Source organism: Desulfotomaculum copahuensis, assembly GCF_001655685.1.
GTDB lineage: Bacteria > Bacillota > Desulfotomaculia > Desulfotomaculales > Desulfovirgulaceae > Desulfotomaculum_G > Desulfotomaculum_G copahuensis.
In genome coordinates this window covers 1-14,558 of sequence record NZ_LYVF01000176.1, presented here as the reverse complement: position 1 = coordinate 14,558, position 14,558 = coordinate 1, and the positions used below count along the sequence as shown (strand labels likewise).

Genomic DNA, 14,558 nt, shown 5'->3' with positions numbered 1-14,558 from the left:
ACCTCGGTGATCGAGTAGCGGGATTTTGGCCGGGCCGGCCGGACGGGACAGGGCCAAATAATTCAACGGTCGTACGCATGAAGGGCAAAAATTGAGCAGGCAGGGGGGGCCGCCGGTTGGTCCCCTTTGCCGTCCGGTATAGAAAACCGGCCCAAATGGCAGAATAAGAATATTATGCCTTTAGATTCGTGATTATACAGGGAAGCAGTATTGACATACCTCTGCAATTATGTTAAATTGGTTAGGGTCAATTTGCGAATGGGTGGATCCACTTTTTTTAGTTTGTGGAGGTGTTTAAAATGCGTGTCGGAGTGACGCTGGCTTGTACTGAATGCAAACGCCGGAATTATACCACGGAAAAAAACAAAAAGAACGACTCCGGAAGAATTGAAATGAAAAAGTATTGCAAGTTTTGTCATACACATACCCTGCATAAGGAAACCCGTTAACATGTAAACCGGCACCGGTGAAAAGAGTTAAGGATGTGGCTGAAGGTATGGCTATCACTAGAGATCAAACCAAAGGAGAGAACCCCGGCCGGGTGGCGGCGGCTGCCGGCGCTTCACGCCCTGTTTCGAAAGCGGGGACGGAAAAGAAACAAGTGACGGAAAAGAAACAGGTGATCGTAAAAAAAGAAAAGGTCAACCGTGTGGAGCAAGTGCAGAAATATTTCCGCGGCGTTTTCAACGAACTGAAAAAAGTGCACTGGCCCAACCGGCGGGAGATCACCGTCTATACTGCAGTGGTACTGGTGGCCGTGGCCGTTGTCGGTATACTGATTTGGCTCTTCGATTCGATTTTAAGCCGGCTTCTGCAGTTGATCATAAAATAATGGCACCGGGGAGGTGAGGGGCCCGGATCCCTGGGTCCCTTGTATTTATGAGCAGCAAGCAGTGGTATGTTATCCATACATACTCCGGTTATGAAAATAAGGTTAAAACCAATCTGGAAAAGCGAATCGAATCCATGAACATGGAGGAAAAAATATTTCGCATCCTTGTGCCCATGGAGGACGAGGTTGAGATAAAGGACGGCAAGAAAAAGATCAGCAAAAAGAAGATCTTTCCCGGTTATGTGCTGGTGGAAATGATTATGACCGACGATTCTTGGTACGTGGTCAGAAACACCCCCGGAGTGACCGGCTTTGTCGGCTCGGGGGCGAAACCGATTCCGCTCACCGAAGGGGAAGCAATGCAGATTATCAGTCAGACACTGGGTGAGGAACCCCGGGCGCGGGTCGATCTGGAAGTCAGCCAGCATGTGCGTGTGATTTCCGGTCCTTTTGAAAACTTTGCCGGTGTGATCGAGGAAGTGGATGCAGACAAGGGCAAGGTAAAAGTGATGATTTCCATGTTCGGCCGGGATACCCCGGTGGAATTGGAATTTTCCCAGGTGGAAAAGATAAGCTAGGCGGTGCCGCGGATGGATAAACAAGGCAGGCAACGCCCGTCAACAGCAAGGAGGTGCAAAGATTGGCAAAACGAGTGGCGGCTGTAATCAAACTTCAGGTACCTGCGGGCAAGGCCACCCCCGCCCCCCCGGTCGGTCCGGCGCTGGGCCAGCACGGGGTGAACATCATGGCCTTTGTCAAGGAGTACAATGAGCGTACGGCAGCGCAAGCCGGCCTGATTATTCCGGTGGAAATCACCGTCTACGAGGATAGATCCTTTACTTTTGTCTGCAAGACCCCGCCGGCGGCGGTGCTGCTCAAGAAGGCGGCCGGTATTGAAACGGCGTCCGGCGAACCGAACAAAAAGAAAGTGGCCAAAGTACCACTTTCCAAAGTGCGGGAAATTGCCGAAACAAAAATGCAGGATCTCAACGCCACCACGGTGGAGGCGGCCATGCGCATGGTTCAGGGCACCGCCCGCAGCATGGGCATCGAAGTGGTGGAAGGTTGAACCGTTGGTGGGAGGAATATTTCCGCTAATACCACAGGAGGGATTAACTATGAAACGCGGCAAGAAATATCAGGATGCAGTCAAGCAGGTGGAGCGCACCGTTTACTATGAGCCGCTGGAAGCGATGGAACTGGTCAAAAAGACGGCGCCGGCGAAGTTTGACGAGACGGTGGAAGCCGTGGTCAGTCTGGGGGTGGATCCCCGTCACGCCGATCAACAGGTGCGTGGCGCGGTGGTGCTTCCCCACGGCACCGGCAAGACCCGCACGGTGCTGGTTTTCGCCAAGGGGGACAAGATCAAGGAAGCCGAAGAAGCCGGTGCGGATTTTGTGGGTGCCGAAGATATGGTGGCCAAAATCCAGCAAGAAGGCTGGCTCGGCTTTGAAGTGGCTATCGCCACTCCGGATATGATGAGTCTGGTTGGCCGTTTGGGCCGTATTCTGGGACCGCGCGGCCTGATGCCCAACCCCAAAACCGGTACGGTTACATTCGATGTTGCCCAGGCGGTGCGTGAAGTAAAGGCCGGCAAGATTGAATACCGGGTGGATAAGGCCGGTATTATCCACGCCCCGGTCGGCAAGGTTTCCTTTGAAGCACAAAAACTGGCCGATAACCTGCGCACCCTGATTGAGCAGCTGATCCGCGTCAAGCCTGCGGCGGCCAAGGGGCAGTATATCAAGAATGTAACTGTGTGCTCAACCATGGGACCGGGGATAAAGGTGAGCTACCAGAAGGTTACTGCTTAAACTGAAAATATTCATAATCCTCGCTGTAGACCGTTGGTGTCCCCGGACTTAATGGCTTGTCCGCCAACCGAGGCCGGGGTGGCGGTAATTTTGACGGAAAATATCTTTCCGGCAGGCCCCTGCTTTGTCATCTACAGGGGCCTGCCTTTTTGTTATTGATTAAGAAAGGAGGTGCATACAATGCCCACCAGGGAGAAAAAACAGGAAATCCTGGACGAGTTGACCGGGAAGTTCCAGGCCAGCCAGGCGGTGGTACTGGCCAACTACCGCGGTTTGGATGTGGCGGCGATGACCAGGGTGCGCCGCCGGTTGCAGCAGTCAGGCGGGGAGTTGAAGGTGGCCAAGAACACCCTGGCCAAAATCGCCGCTCAAAAGGCCGGCCTGGAAGGGCTTGCTCCCTACCTGGAAGGTCCGACGGTAATTGCCTTCAGCATGGAGGATCAGGTGTCGGCGGCCAAAGTATTGAATGAGATGACCAAGGAGTTCAAACTCCTGGAGTTGAAGGCCGGCATGGTGGACGGCAAGGTGATCGATGTTGACGGTGTCCGCCGCCTGGCCGATCTGCCTTCCCGCGAGGTGCTGCTGGCCAGGGTGCTTGGCGGCATGCAGTCGCCCATGTATGGATTTGCCGGTTCATTGCAGGGCATCCTGCGCAAGTTTGTCTATGCACTGGAAGAGATCCGCAAACAAAAGGCCGGCTAGAACAGTCGCCGGTCGCCGGAGGACGGAAGCCGGAACTTATCTGGAAAATAATTGGGAGGTTTGATCAATCATGTCAAAGGTGAATGAAATCCTGGAAGCCGTAAAAGGCTTGACTGTGCTGGAACTGGCCGAACTGGTCAAAGCATTTGAAGACGAATTTGGTGTCAGCGCCGCCGCCCCGGTGGCGGTGGCGGCCGCTCCGGCGGCCGGTGGCGCCGCTCCGGCCGCCGAGGAGGAGCAGACTGAGTTTGATGTGATTCTGACCGCCGTGGGCGACAAGAAAATCAACGTGATTAAAGTGGTGCGCGAGATTACCGGCCTGGGCCTGAAAGAGGCCAAGGAAGTGGTCGACAACGCGCCCAAACCGATTAAAGAAAAGGTCAGCAAGGAAGAGGCGGAAGCCGTCAAGGCCAAACTGGAAGAGCAGGGCGCCAGTGTGGAAGTGAAGTAAACAGCAGGGCGGCATCAAGGGCGGCTGGCAAGGCTAACCGCCCTTGACTAATTTCTAGCAAAACCGCCTTGACAATCCAACCGGATTATGCTATCATTTCAGAATGTCCATATTAATAAGGGCCAAAAATTATGCCAGTGGTGCCATGTATTTTTCAGGTTGCTTTGGGAAATATTATTGTAGATACGCGCGAAAAAAAGCGAGGCGGGGGAAAACCCGGGACCTTGCTTTTCGTTGTTTTGAAATTTTTGGGGGGTGTGACGCTCTAGATGTATCCTGAAAAGGTAGGTACCAGAACCCGGTGGAATTTCGGCCGGCTCAGGGAAGTGCTGGAGTTGCCAAATTTGATTGAAGTGCAGCGGAACTCCTACGACTGGTTTCTGCGGGAAGGCCTGCGGGAAGTCTTTCAGGATGTGTCGCCCATCCAGGATTTTACCGGTAATCTGGTGCTGGAGTTTTTGGATTACACTCTTGGCGAGCCCAAATATTCCGTCGAAGAGTGCAAGGAAAGGGATGTCACCTACGCGGCGCCCTTGCGGGTTAAGGTGCGGTTGATTAACAAGGAAACCGGGGAGGTCAAGGAACAGGAGGTCTTCATGGGGGATTTCCCCCTGATGACGGAAAAGGGCACTTTTATCATCAATGGCGCGGAACGGGTGATTGTCAGCCAGTTGGTCCGTTCACCCGGTGTTTATTTTGCCGAGCAGATTGATCCGAGCGGGAAAAAGATTTATACCGCCACCATCATTCCCAACCGCGGCGCCTGGCTGGAGTTTGAAACTGATGTCAATGATCATATTTTTGTGCGCATCGACCGGACCAGAAAAATTCCGGCCACCGTACTGATTCGTGCCCTTGGTTACGGTTCCAACCCGATGATTGTGGATCTCTTTGACGGCAACCAGCACATTCAGGAAACCCTGACCAGGGACAACAGCGACTCGGAGGAAGAAGCGCTGGTGGAAATTTACAAGCGGCTGCGTCCCGGCGAGCCGCCCACGGTGGAAAGCGCGCGCTCCCTGCTGGAAACTTTGTTTTTTGATCCCAAGCGCTATGATTTGGCCAATGTGGGCCGTTATAAAATACAAAAGAAACTGAAACACGGGATTCTTTACCGTTTCAAGGAAAACGGCCGGCCAGGCACTGAGTGGGACCGCTATTTGAACCAGGAAGTGCCGGTGGACCGCGAGTTCATCCGGGAATTAACCCCCCGGGACATCATTGATACGGTCAAGTATCTGCTGCGTCTGATGGACGGGGAAGGCCAGGTGGATGACATCGATCACCTGGGCAACCGCCGTTTGCGTTCGGTGGGTGAACTTTTGCAGAATCAGTTCCGGATCGGCCTGTCCCGGATGGAACGGGTGGTCCGGGAACGCATGACCATTCAGGATGTTGATGTGATCACACCCCAGGTCTTGATCAATATTCGTCCGGTGGTGGCCTCGATCAAGGAGTTTTTTGGTTCCAGCCAGCTCTCCCAGTTCATGGATCAGACCAACCCGCTGGCGGAACTGACCCATAAACGGCGTCTCTCCGCCCTCGGCCCGGGGGGGTTGAGCCGGGAGCGGGCCGGTTTCGAGGTGCGGGACGTACACCACTCCCACTACGGCCGTATGTGCCCGATTGAGACCCCGGAAGGTCCGAACATCGGTTTAATCGGTTCGCTGTCCTGTTATGCCCGGATCAATTACTTCGGCTTTATTGAAACTCCCTACCGCAAGGTGGACAAGGAAAACAAGCGGGTGACGGAAGAGATTGAATACCTGACCGCGGACGAGGAAGAGGGGCTGATCATCGCCCAGGCCAATGCACCGCTGGATGAAAACGGGTATTTCATTGAAAACCGGGTTGATGCCCGCCACGGTCACGATATCCTGGTGGTCTCCGCCGACCGGGTGGACTATATGGATGTATCCCCGAAGCAATTGTTCAGCGTAGCCACTTCGTTAATCCCCTTTCTGGAGCATGACGACGCCAACCGGGCGCTGATGGGCGCCAACATGCAGCGCCAGGCCGTGCCGTTGCTGCGCGCCCAGGCGCCGCTGGTCGGTACGGGTATCGAGTACAAGGCGGCGCGGGATTCCGGGGTGGTGGTGATCGCCAAAAACAGCGGTGTGGTGGAACGGGTGTCGGCAAACGATATTGTCATCCGTTCTGACCGCGGTGGCACCGATGTATATAAGCTGCTCAAGTTCACTCGATCCAACCAGGGTACCTGCATCAACCAGAAACCCATTGTCAGCCACGGGCAGCGGGTGGAAAGCGGGGAGATCATCGCCGACGGACCCTCCACGGATCAGGGGGAACTGGCCCTGGGCCGTAACATTCTGGTGGCCTTCATGCCCTGGGAGGGCTACAACTACGAGGACGCCATCCTGGTCAGTGAAAAGGCGGTCAAGGAAGATTATTTTACTTCCATTCACATTGAAGAATATGAGTGTGATGCCCGGGACACCAAGCTGGGACCGGAGGAGATCACCCGCGACATCCCCAATGTGGGCGAGGAAATTTTAAAAGATCTGGATGAGCGGGGGATTATCCGCACCGGAGCGGAAGTGCGGCCGGGAGACATTCTGGTCGGCAAGGTGACGCCGAAAGGGGAGACCGAGCTTACCGCCGAAGAGCGCCTGCTGCGGGCCATCTTTGGTGAAAAGGCGCGGGAAGTGCGGGACACCTCTTTGCGGGTTCCCCACGGGGAAGCCGGTAAAATTGTGGATGTCAAAGTGTTTTCCCGGGAAAACGGGGATGAGCTGCCGCCGGGGGTGAATCAACTGGTCCGGGTCTATATCGCCCAGAAGCGCAAAATATCCGAGGGCGATAAAATGGCCGGCCGGCACGGGAACAAAGGTGTGATCGCCCGCATCCTGCCCGAGGAAGACATGCCCTTTTTGCCCGACGGCACGCCGGTGGAGATAGTGCTCAACCCGCTCGGGGTGCCTTCCCGGATGAATATCGGACAGGTGCTGGAAACCCACCTGGGCTGGGCGGCCAAAGCGCTGGGTTATCACGTGGCCACTCCGGTTTTTAACGGCGCCACTGAGCAGGATATTCTGGAATTTTTCAACCGGGCCGGACTGCCGGAAAACGGCAAGATTACCCTCCGGGACGGCCGGAGCGGCGAACCCTTCGACAACCCGGTTACAGTGGGCTATGTCTATATGTTGAAACTGGCCCACCTGGTGGATGACAAGATCCATGCCCGTTCCACCGGTCCTTATTCGCTGGTTACCCAGCAACCGCTGGGCGGCAAGGCGCAGTTCGGCGGCCAGCGGTTCGGTGAAATGGAAGTGTGGGCGTTGGAAGCATACGGTGCGGCTTATACCCTGCAGGAAATTCTGACGGTGAAATCAGACGACGTGGTGGGACGGGTGAAAACCTACGAGGCCATAGTCAAGGGGGAAAACGTGCCGGAACCGGGGGCGCCGGAGGCCTTCAAGGTGCTGATCAAGGAACTGCAGAGTTTGGCGCTGGATGTCAGGGTGCTTTCCGAAAATGATGAAGAAGTGGAAATCAAGGAAATTGACGAGGATATCAGCGAAACGGCCAAAGATCTGGGCCTTGATCTGCATGTCGACGAACCGCCGCCCAGAGGGGTGAACAGCGGTGAAGATGAAGAGGATGAGGACGACTATGACACGGACGACATGGGGGAACTGGACGACTCCGATTATCAGGAGGAGCATCTGGAAAAGGAGTTGGATCTGGACGGGGAGGAAACAGGTTGAGAACCGGCCGGTCTGACCGGGTTCATTAAGAATTTCACGTGCTTTTTGACACCAGCAGGTCTTTTCGAAAGGAGAGGTTTACTTTGCTGGATTTGAACAACTTTGACCGTATCCGGATCGGTTTGGCCTCCCCGGATCAGATTCGCCAGTGGTCCCACGGTGAAGTAAAAAAGCCGGAAACCATCAACTACCGCACTTTGAAACCGGAGCGCGACGGACTCTTTTGCGAGCGCATTTTCGGCCCTACCCGGGACTGGGAATGTCATTGCGGTAAATATAAGCGGGTGCGCTATAAAGGCGTGGTCTGTGACCGCTGCGGCGTGGAAGTGACCCGCTCCAAAGTGCGACGGGAACGGTTGGGGCATATTGAACTGGCCGCTCCGGTTTCCCACATCTGGTACTTCAAAGGTATACCCAGCCGGATGGGCCTGCTGCTCGACATGTCTCCCCGGGCGCTGGAGAAAGTGCTATATTTTGTTTCATACGTTGTTGTCGACCCGGGCGAAACCACCTTGATCAAAAAGCAATTGCTCACCGATACCGAGTACCGCGAGTACCGGGAAAAGTACGGCAACGCCTTTGCGGCGTCCATGGGCGCGGAGGCAATCAAGAAGCTGCTTGAGGAAATCGACCTGGAAGAGATGAGCCGGGAGCTGCGCCAGGAATTGAAGGAAGTTTCCGGCCAGCGCAAGATCCGGGCCATCCGCCGGCTTGAGGTGGTGGAGTCGTTCCGCAAATCGGGCAACCGGCCGGAGTGGATGATTCTGGACGTGGTGCCGGTCATTCCCCCGGAACTGCGTCCGATGGTCCAGTTGGACGGCGGCCGTTTTGCCACTTCCGATCTGAATGATCTCTACCGGCGGGTGATCAACCGGAACAACCGTCTGAAGCGCCTGCTGGATCTGGGCGCGCCGGATATCATTGTGCGTAACGAGAAACGCATGCTGCAGGAGGCGGTGGACGCCCTGGTCGACAACGGCCGCCGCGGCCGCCCGGTTACCGGGCCGGGCAACCGGCCCTTGAAGTCGTTGAGTGACATGCTCAAAGGCAAGCAGGGCCGTTTCCGTCAGAACCTGCTGGGGAAACGGGTGGATTATTCGGGCCGTTCGGTGATTGTGGTCGGACCAAGCCTGCATCTGCACCAGTGCGGCTTGCCCAAGGAAATGGCGCTTGAACTGTTCAAGCCGTTTGTGATGAAGCGTCTGGTAAACGAAGGCTTTGCCCATAATATCAAAAGCGCCAAGCGGATGGTCGAGCGGGTGCGGCCTGAGGTGTGGGATGTGCTGGAAGAAGTGATCAGCGAGCATCCGGTGCTCCTGAACCGCGCCCCCACTTTGCACCGGTTGGGTATTCAGGCTTTCGAGCCCGTTTTGGTGGAGGGCCGGGCGATTCAAATCCACCCCATGGTTTGCACGGCATACAACGCCGATTTTGACGGCGACCAGATGGCGGTGCACGTGCCCCTGTCCGCCGAGGCGCAAGCCGAGGCGCGGCTTTTGATGCTGGCTGCCCACAATATTTTAAACCCCAAGGACGGCCATCCGGTGGCCATTCCCACCCAGGACATGGTGCTGGGCAGTTACTACCTGACCATGGAAAAACCCGGTGCACCGGGTGAAGGCAAGGTGTTCAAGGACAAAGAAGAGGCAATTATGGCCTATTATAACGGCGCCGCCAGCCTGCACGCCCGGATCAAGGTTCGCCGGACGGACGGTGAATTGCTGGAAACCACCACCGGGCGGCTCATTTTTAATGAAGTGATCCCCCGGGAACTGGGCTATTTGAATTATGTAATGGAAAAGAAAAGCATGTCCCGCCTGGTGGACGACTGTTACCGCAAACTGGGTTATTCGGCCACGGTGGAGTTGCTGGATGGAATCAAAAAGCTGGGCTACCGGTTTGCCACCCGGGCGGGAGTGAGCATCGGCGTCACTGATATCACCATTCCGGAGGCCAAAAAAGATATTCTGGCCAATGCGGAAAAACAGGTGGAAACAGTGGAGACGCAATACCGGCGCGGTCTGATCACCGAGGAGGAACGTTACCGCAAGGTGACTGAAATCTGGAACGACGCCAAGGATCAGGTGACCAGGGTGCTTATGGAAACGCTGGATAAATTCAACCCGGTTTACATGATGGCCAATTCCGGCGCCCGCGGCAACGTGCAGCAGATCAGCCAGTTGGCGGGCATGCGCGGTTTGATGGCCGATCCGTCCGGCCGGATTATCGACCTGCCGATCAAGGCCAATTTCCGGGAGGGTCTGACCGTGCTGGAATACTTCATTTCCACCCACGGCGCACGCAAGGGTCTGGCCGATACGGCCCTGCGCACGGCCGACTCCGGGTACCTGACCCGCCGTCTGGTGGATGTGGCCCAGGATGTGATTGTCCGGGAGGACGACTGCGGCACCGAAGAAGGTATTGTGGTGCAGGAAATTACAGAGGGGACGGAAGTAATCGAAAAGCTGGCCGACCGCATCATCGGCCGGGTGGTGCTTGAAGACGTCCACCATCCGGAAACGGGCGAGTTGTTGGCCGCAGCGGGACGGGAAATATTGGAAGAGCAGGCGGAGAAAATCATCAAAGCGGGCTTCAAAAAACTAAAAATCCGCTCCGTATTGACCTGCAAGTCACGTTACGGCGTTTGCCGGAAATGCTATGGACGCAACCTGGCTACCGGACATATGGTGGATATCGGGGAGGCGGTGGGTATTATCGCCGCCCAGTCCATCGGCGAGCCGGGTACCCAGTTGACCATGCGCACCTTCCATACCGGCGGCGTGGCTGGTGACGACATCACCCAGGGCTTGCCCCGGGTGGAGGAGCTTTTCGAAGCCCGCCGGCCGAAAGGACAGGCGGTGGTGGCGGAAGGCGACGGCCTGGTGGAAGTGCGCGAGGTCAAAGGCCGGCGGGAAGTGGAGATTACCGGTGATGATGGCGAAAAATCGGTTTATCAGATTCCTTACGGTGCCCGTTTGAAAGTACACGCGGGTGACCGGATCATGGCCGGCGATGAGCTGACCGAAGGGTCGGTCAACCCGCATGATCTGCTTAAAATCAAGGGTCCGCACGGTGTGCAGGTTTACCTGCTGCACGAGGTGCAGCGCGTGTACCGTTTGCAGGGCGTGGATATCAATGACAAGCATATTGAAGTGATGATCCGCCAGATGATGCGCAAAGTGAAGGTGGAGGAGCCCGGGGACACCGAATTGCTGCCCGGTGGCCTGATTGACATCTTCGAACTGGAGGATGAAAATAAAAAGATTGCTGCGGCCGGCGGCCGGGAGGCCGAGGGCCGCCCGGTGCTGCTCGGCATTACCAAGGCTTCCCTGGCTACCGACTCCTTTTTGTCGGCGGCTTCCTTCCAGGAAACCACCCGGGTGCTCACCGAGGCCGCGATCAAGGGGAAAATGGACCCCTTGCTCGGCTTGAAGGAAAATGTGCTGATCGGCAAACTGGTGCCGGCCGGTACCGGGATGAGCAGTTACCGCAGTTTGCAGCCGGTTGGGATGGAAAGCCCGCCGGACGGCGGGACGGCCGGGGATGAATGTAATTTTTTGCCGGCGGCGGCCTCTGAAAATGTTGACAACGTCAATGACTGATGATAAGATGTAAAAGTGTCTGGAATTTAGAGGGGGGATCCGCATGCCCTTGACCAGGCTGGCCCAGGCGCGCCGGAAATCGGTCGGTTCCAAACAAACGATCAAGGCCATTCAGCGTGGTCAGGTCCGGGTGGTTTTTGTGGCCGGTGATGCCGAGCGGCATGTGATTGAGCCGATTATCCAGGCGTGCAAGGCTAAAAACATCGCCCTGGTTCAGGTGGATACCATGCAGGCGCTGGGCAAAGCCTGTGGCATTGAGGTGGGATGCGCATCGGCGGCGGTGATGGAAGATTAACTGCCGCCGGTTGTGCCGGCCCGGCCGGTTGCCGGGTGGCAAGGGTTTGTTTTGAATGCAGGTAACCGGGAAGGAGGTGTCATGCAATGCCAACCATCAGCCAACTGATCCGCAAGGGCCGGGAGGAACTGACCAAAAAATCGGCCGCCCCGGCACTGAAGGAATGTCCCCAGAAACGGGGTGTTTGCACCAGGGTATACACCACCACGCCCAAAAAGCCAAATTCCGCCCTGCGCAAGGTGGCCCGGGTACGGCTCACCAATGGGATCGAGGTGACCTCCTATATTCCCGGTATCGGGCACAACCTTCAGGAACACTCGGTGGTTCTGGTACGTGGCGGCAGGGTGAAAGACCTGCCCGGCGTCAGATACCATATTGTAAGGGGCGCTTTGGACTCGGCCGGCGTGCAGAACCGCAACCGCGGCCGTTCCAAGTACGGTGCCAAGCGGCCCAAGAAATAGTCCGCCTGCCGCCTTTTATGGGTGGCAAGTTTGAAAATCCGGCAGATGGTTATACTGTTTAAGCCAAAGGGGGGAAATCAAGCCATGCCGAGAAGGGGCAGCACCGGCAAACGTGATGTACCGCCGGACCCTGTTTGTGGAAACAAAGTGGTGACCAAGCTGATCAACCAGGTAATGCTGGATGGTAAAAAGAGCATAGCCGAAAATATTTGCTACGGCGCTTTTGATATTATCCGCGAGAAAACCGGCAAAGAGCCGGTGGAAGTATTCGAGCAGGCGATGAAAAATGTGATGCCCGTGCTGGAAGTGAAGGCCCGCCGGGTGGGCGGCGCCAACTACCAGGTGCCGGTGGAGGTACGCCCGGAGCGCAGGCAGACCCTGGGCATCCGCTGGCTGACCAAGTACGCCCGGGAGCGGGGCGGCAAAAGCATGCAGGAAAAACTGGCGGCGGAGATCATGGATGCAGCCAACAATTCCGGTGCAACGGTAAAGAAGAAAGAAGACACGCACAAAATGGCGGAAGCCAACAAGGCCTTTGCGCATTACCGGTGGTAAGGGGGAGAAATGATCATGGCACGGCAAATTCCGCTGGAACGGACGCGTAACATAGGCATTATGGCACACATTGACGCCGGTAAGACCACCACCACCGAGCGCATTCTCTTTTACACCGGCCGGGTGCACAAGATTGGCGAGGTGCACGACGGTGCGGCGACCATGGACTGGATGGTACAGGAGCAGGAGCGGGGGATTACGATCACTTCCGCCGCTACCACCTGTCAGTGGCGCAATCACCGGATAAACATTATTGACACGCCAGGGCACGTGGACTTCACCGTGGAGGTGGAGCGCTCACTGCGTGTGCTTGACGGAGCGGTGGCCGTCTTTTGTTCCGTGGGCGGGGTGGAACCGCAGTCGGAAACAGTGTGGCGGCAGGCCGATAAATACGGTGTTCCGCGTATTGCCTATATCAACAAGATGGATCGTATCGGAGCCGATTTTTTCCGTGGTCTGGCCATGATCCGGGAAAGGCTGGGGGCCAACCCGGTGGCCGTTCAACTGCCCATTGGGGCGGAAGACGGCTTTTCCGGCGTGGTGGATCTGATTCGCAACATAGCCATTATTTATACCGACGATCTGGGCACCAAAAGCAAAGAAACAGCCATTCCGGCCGGTATTGCCGTGCGGGTGGCCGAGTACCGGGATAAATTGCTCGAAGCGGTGGCCGAATCTGATGAGGAATTGATGCTCAAGTACCTGGAGGGTGAAGAGCTGACCGAGGAGGAAATCAAGCGCGGGATCCGCAAGGCAACGCTGGCGGTGAAAATGATTCCGGTATTGTGCGGTTCCTCTTTTAAAAACAAAGGGGTGCAGCCCCTTTTGGACGCCATTGTGGATTACCTGCCCGCGCCCACCGATGTGCCGGCCATCCGCGGCCTGAACCCGGAAACCGGTGTGGAGGACAAACGCTCGGCCAGAGATGATGAACCCTTTTCCGCCCTGGCCTTTAAAATCATGGTCGACCCATATGTGGGCAAACTGACATTTTTTAGGGTCTATTCGGGCAAGCTAAGCTCCGGGTCGTATGTGTTCAATTCGACCAAAAACAAACGGGAACGGGTGGGGCGCATTTTACGCATGCACGCCAATCACCGGGAGGAGATCAACGAAGTTTACGCCGGCGATATTGCGGCGGCCGTTGGTTTAAAGGATACCGGTACCGGTGACACCCTGTGCGACGAAAACCATCCGATTGTGCTGGAGTCCATGGAGTTCCCGGAACCGGTGATTGATGTGGCCATTGAGCCGAAAACCAAGGCCGACCAGGATAAAATGGGCATTGCCCTGACCAAGCTGGCCGAGGAGGATCCCACATTTAAGATCCATACCGATCCGGAGACGGGACAGACCATTATTTCCGGTATGGGGGAACTGCATCTGGAGATAATCGTCGACCGGTTGTTGCGCGAGTTCAAAGTGGAGGCGCATGTGGGCCGGCCGCAGGTGGCCTACAAGGAGACCATCCGCAAAAAGGTGAAGGCGGAAGGCCGGTTCGTCCGCCAGAGCGGCGGCCGCGGCCAGTACGGGCATGTGGTGCTTGAAATCGAGCCCCGGGAACCCGGTGCCGGCTACGAGTTCGTGAATAAGATTGTCGGCGGCGTGGTGCCCAAGGAATATGTCCCGGCGATCGACTCCGGTGTCCGCGAGGCCATGGAAAACGGTGTGCTGGCCGGCTATCCGATGCTCGATATCAAGGTAACCCTGGTGGACGGCTCTTACCATGAGGTGGACTCTTCGGAAATGGCCTTCAAGGTCGCCGGTTCGATGGGCTTCAAAAACGGGGCGCAGAAAGCCAATCCGGTGCTGCTTGAACCGGTGATGAAGGTGGAAGTGGTGGTCGGCGAGGAATATATGGGTGAAGTGATCGGCGACATCAACTCCCGCCGGGGACGCATCGAGGAAATGGAACCCCGGGGCAATGCCCAGGTAATCCATGGTTACGTACCCCTGGCCGAAATGTTCGGTTATGCCACCGACCTGCGTTCCCGCACCCAGGGGCGCGGCACATACACCATGCAATTCAGCCATTATGAAGAAATACCGCAACAAATAGCTCAAACCATTATCACCCGGCGCCGGGGATGATTATTTAAGGAGGAGAAAAAAGACATG

At 56.3% G+C, this 14,558-nt stretch carries 13 protein-coding genes and 1 other annotated feature; all 13 genes read left to right on the top strand.

Translation table 11 applies throughout. From position 1 onward, the window contains the following. The first annotated feature begins 299 nt into the window (after positions 1-299). Positions 300-449 (top strand): 50S ribosomal protein L33, encoded by a 150-nt coding sequence (gene rpmG / locus A6M21_RS13485; RefSeq protein ID WP_066669697.1) that lies wholly within the window; start codon positions 300-302, stop codon positions 447-449. Between the two features lie 47 nt (positions 450-496). Next, entirely contained in the window at positions 497-832 is a 336-nt protein-coding gene (gene secE, locus A6M21_RS18020) for a preprotein translocase subunit SecE (RefSeq protein WP_078060683.1), read from the top strand. Between the two features lie 47 nt (positions 833-879). Next, positions 880-1,410 carry a transcription termination/antitermination protein NusG gene (gene nusG, locus A6M21_RS13475; protein ID WP_066669695.1) on the top strand — a complete coding sequence of 177 codons (531 nt, stop codon included), beginning with the start codon at positions 880-882 and terminating at the stop codon, positions 1,408-1,410. 62 nt (positions 1,411-1,472) lie between these two features. Further along, positions 1,473-1,901 (top strand): 50S ribosomal protein L11, encoded by a 429-nt coding sequence (rplK, locus tag A6M21_RS13470; RefSeq protein ID WP_066669693.1) that lies wholly within the window; start codon positions 1,473-1,475, stop codon positions 1,899-1,901. A gap of 49 nt (positions 1,902-1,950) precedes the next feature. Continuing rightward, entirely contained in the window at positions 1,951-2,646 is a 696-nt protein-coding gene (gene rplA, locus A6M21_RS13465) for a 50S ribosomal protein L1 (RefSeq protein WP_066669691.1), read from the top strand. A gap of 5 nt (positions 2,647-2,651) precedes the next feature. After that, positions 2,652-2,806: a sequence feature (ribosomal protein L10 leader region), on the top strand. A 20-nt stretch (positions 2,807-2,826) separates the two neighbouring features. Then, positions 2,827-3,348 carry a 50S ribosomal protein L10 gene (gene rplJ, locus A6M21_RS13460; RefSeq protein ID WP_066669689.1) on the top strand — a complete coding sequence of 174 codons (522 nt, stop codon included), beginning with the start codon at positions 2,827-2,829 and terminating at the stop codon, positions 3,346-3,348. Positions 3,349-3,418: 70 nt separating this feature from the next. Continuing rightward, positions 3,419-3,799: a 50S ribosomal protein L7/L12 gene (rplL, locus tag A6M21_RS13455; RefSeq protein WP_066669687.1), complete on the top strand. Its 381-nt coding sequence runs from the start codon at positions 3,419-3,421 to the stop codon at positions 3,797-3,799. 269 nt (positions 3,800-4,068) lie between these two features. Further along, the gene (gene rpoB / locus A6M21_RS13450) at positions 4,069-7,527 is read left to right on the top strand and encodes a DNA-directed RNA polymerase subunit beta (protein ID WP_066669685.1); all 3,459 of its coding nucleotides are present in this window, start codon (positions 4,069-4,071) and stop codon (positions 7,525-7,527) included. Positions 7,528-7,610: 83 nt separating this feature from the next. Continuing rightward, positions 7,611-11,129: a DNA-directed RNA polymerase subunit beta' gene (gene rpoC, locus A6M21_RS13445; protein ID WP_066669684.1), complete on the top strand. Its 3,519-nt coding sequence runs from the start codon at positions 7,611-7,613 to the stop codon at positions 11,127-11,129. 43 nt (positions 11,130-11,172) lie between these two features. Further along, positions 11,173-11,424 (top strand): L7Ae/L30e/S12e/Gadd45 family ribosomal protein, encoded by a 252-nt coding sequence (locus A6M21_RS13440; RefSeq protein WP_066669683.1) that lies wholly within the window; start codon positions 11,173-11,175, stop codon positions 11,422-11,424. A gap of 86 nt (positions 11,425-11,510) precedes the next feature. Continuing rightward, positions 11,511-11,885: a 30S ribosomal protein S12 gene (rpsL, locus tag A6M21_RS13435; RefSeq protein WP_066669682.1), complete on the top strand. Its 375-nt coding sequence runs from the start codon at positions 11,511-11,513 to the stop codon at positions 11,883-11,885. Between the two features lie 84 nt (positions 11,886-11,969). Continuing rightward, positions 11,970-12,440, top strand: a complete 471-nt coding sequence (gene rpsG, locus A6M21_RS13430; RefSeq protein WP_066669699.1) for a 30S ribosomal protein S7 — start codon at positions 11,970-11,972, stop codon at positions 12,438-12,440. A gap of 15 nt (positions 12,441-12,455) precedes the next feature. Further along, a complete protein-coding gene (fusA, locus tag A6M21_RS13425; protein WP_066669698.1) occupies positions 12,456-14,531 on the top strand; it encodes an elongation factor G in 2,076 nt (691 codons plus the stop codon). Positions 14,532-14,558: the final 27 nt, after the last annotated feature.

Excerpts from the sequence above, each read along its gene's own strand:
- rpmG (WP_066669697.1), top strand. The coding sequence starts at position 300 with ATGCGTGTCGGAGTGACGCTGGCTTGTACTGAATGCAAACGCCGGAAT.
- secE (WP_078060683.1), top strand. The coding sequence starts at position 497 with ATGGCTATCACTAGAGATCAAACCAAAGGAGAGAACCCCGGCCGGGTG.
- nusG (WP_066669695.1), top strand. The coding sequence starts at position 880 with ATGAGCAGCAAGCAGTGGTATGTTATCCATACATACTCCGGTTATGAA.
- rplA (WP_066669691.1), top strand. The coding sequence starts at position 1,951 with ATGAAACGCGGCAAGAAATATCAGGATGCAGTCAAGCAGGTGGAGCGC.
- rplJ (WP_066669689.1), top strand. The coding sequence starts at position 2,827 with ATGCCCACCAGGGAGAAAAAACAGGAAATCCTGGACGAGTTGACCGGG.
- rplL (WP_066669687.1), top strand. The coding sequence starts at position 3,419 with ATGTCAAAGGTGAATGAAATCCTGGAAGCCGTAAAAGGCTTGACTGTG.
- rpoB (WP_066669685.1), top strand. The coding sequence starts at position 4,069 with ATGTATCCTGAAAAGGTAGGTACCAGAACCCGGTGGAATTTCGGCCGG.
- A6M21_RS13440 (WP_066669683.1), top strand. The coding sequence starts at position 11,173 with ATGCCCTTGACCAGGCTGGCCCAGGCGCGCCGGAAATCGGTCGGTTCC.
- rpsL (WP_066669682.1), top strand. The coding sequence starts at position 11,511 with ATGCCAACCATCAGCCAACTGATCCGCAAGGGCCGGGAGGAACTGACC.
- rpsG (WP_066669699.1), top strand. The coding sequence starts at position 11,970 with ATGCCGAGAAGGGGCAGCACCGGCAAACGTGATGTACCGCCGGACCCT.
- fusA (WP_066669698.1), top strand. The coding sequence starts at position 12,456 with ATGGCACGGCAAATTCCGCTGGAACGGACGCGTAACATAGGCATTATG.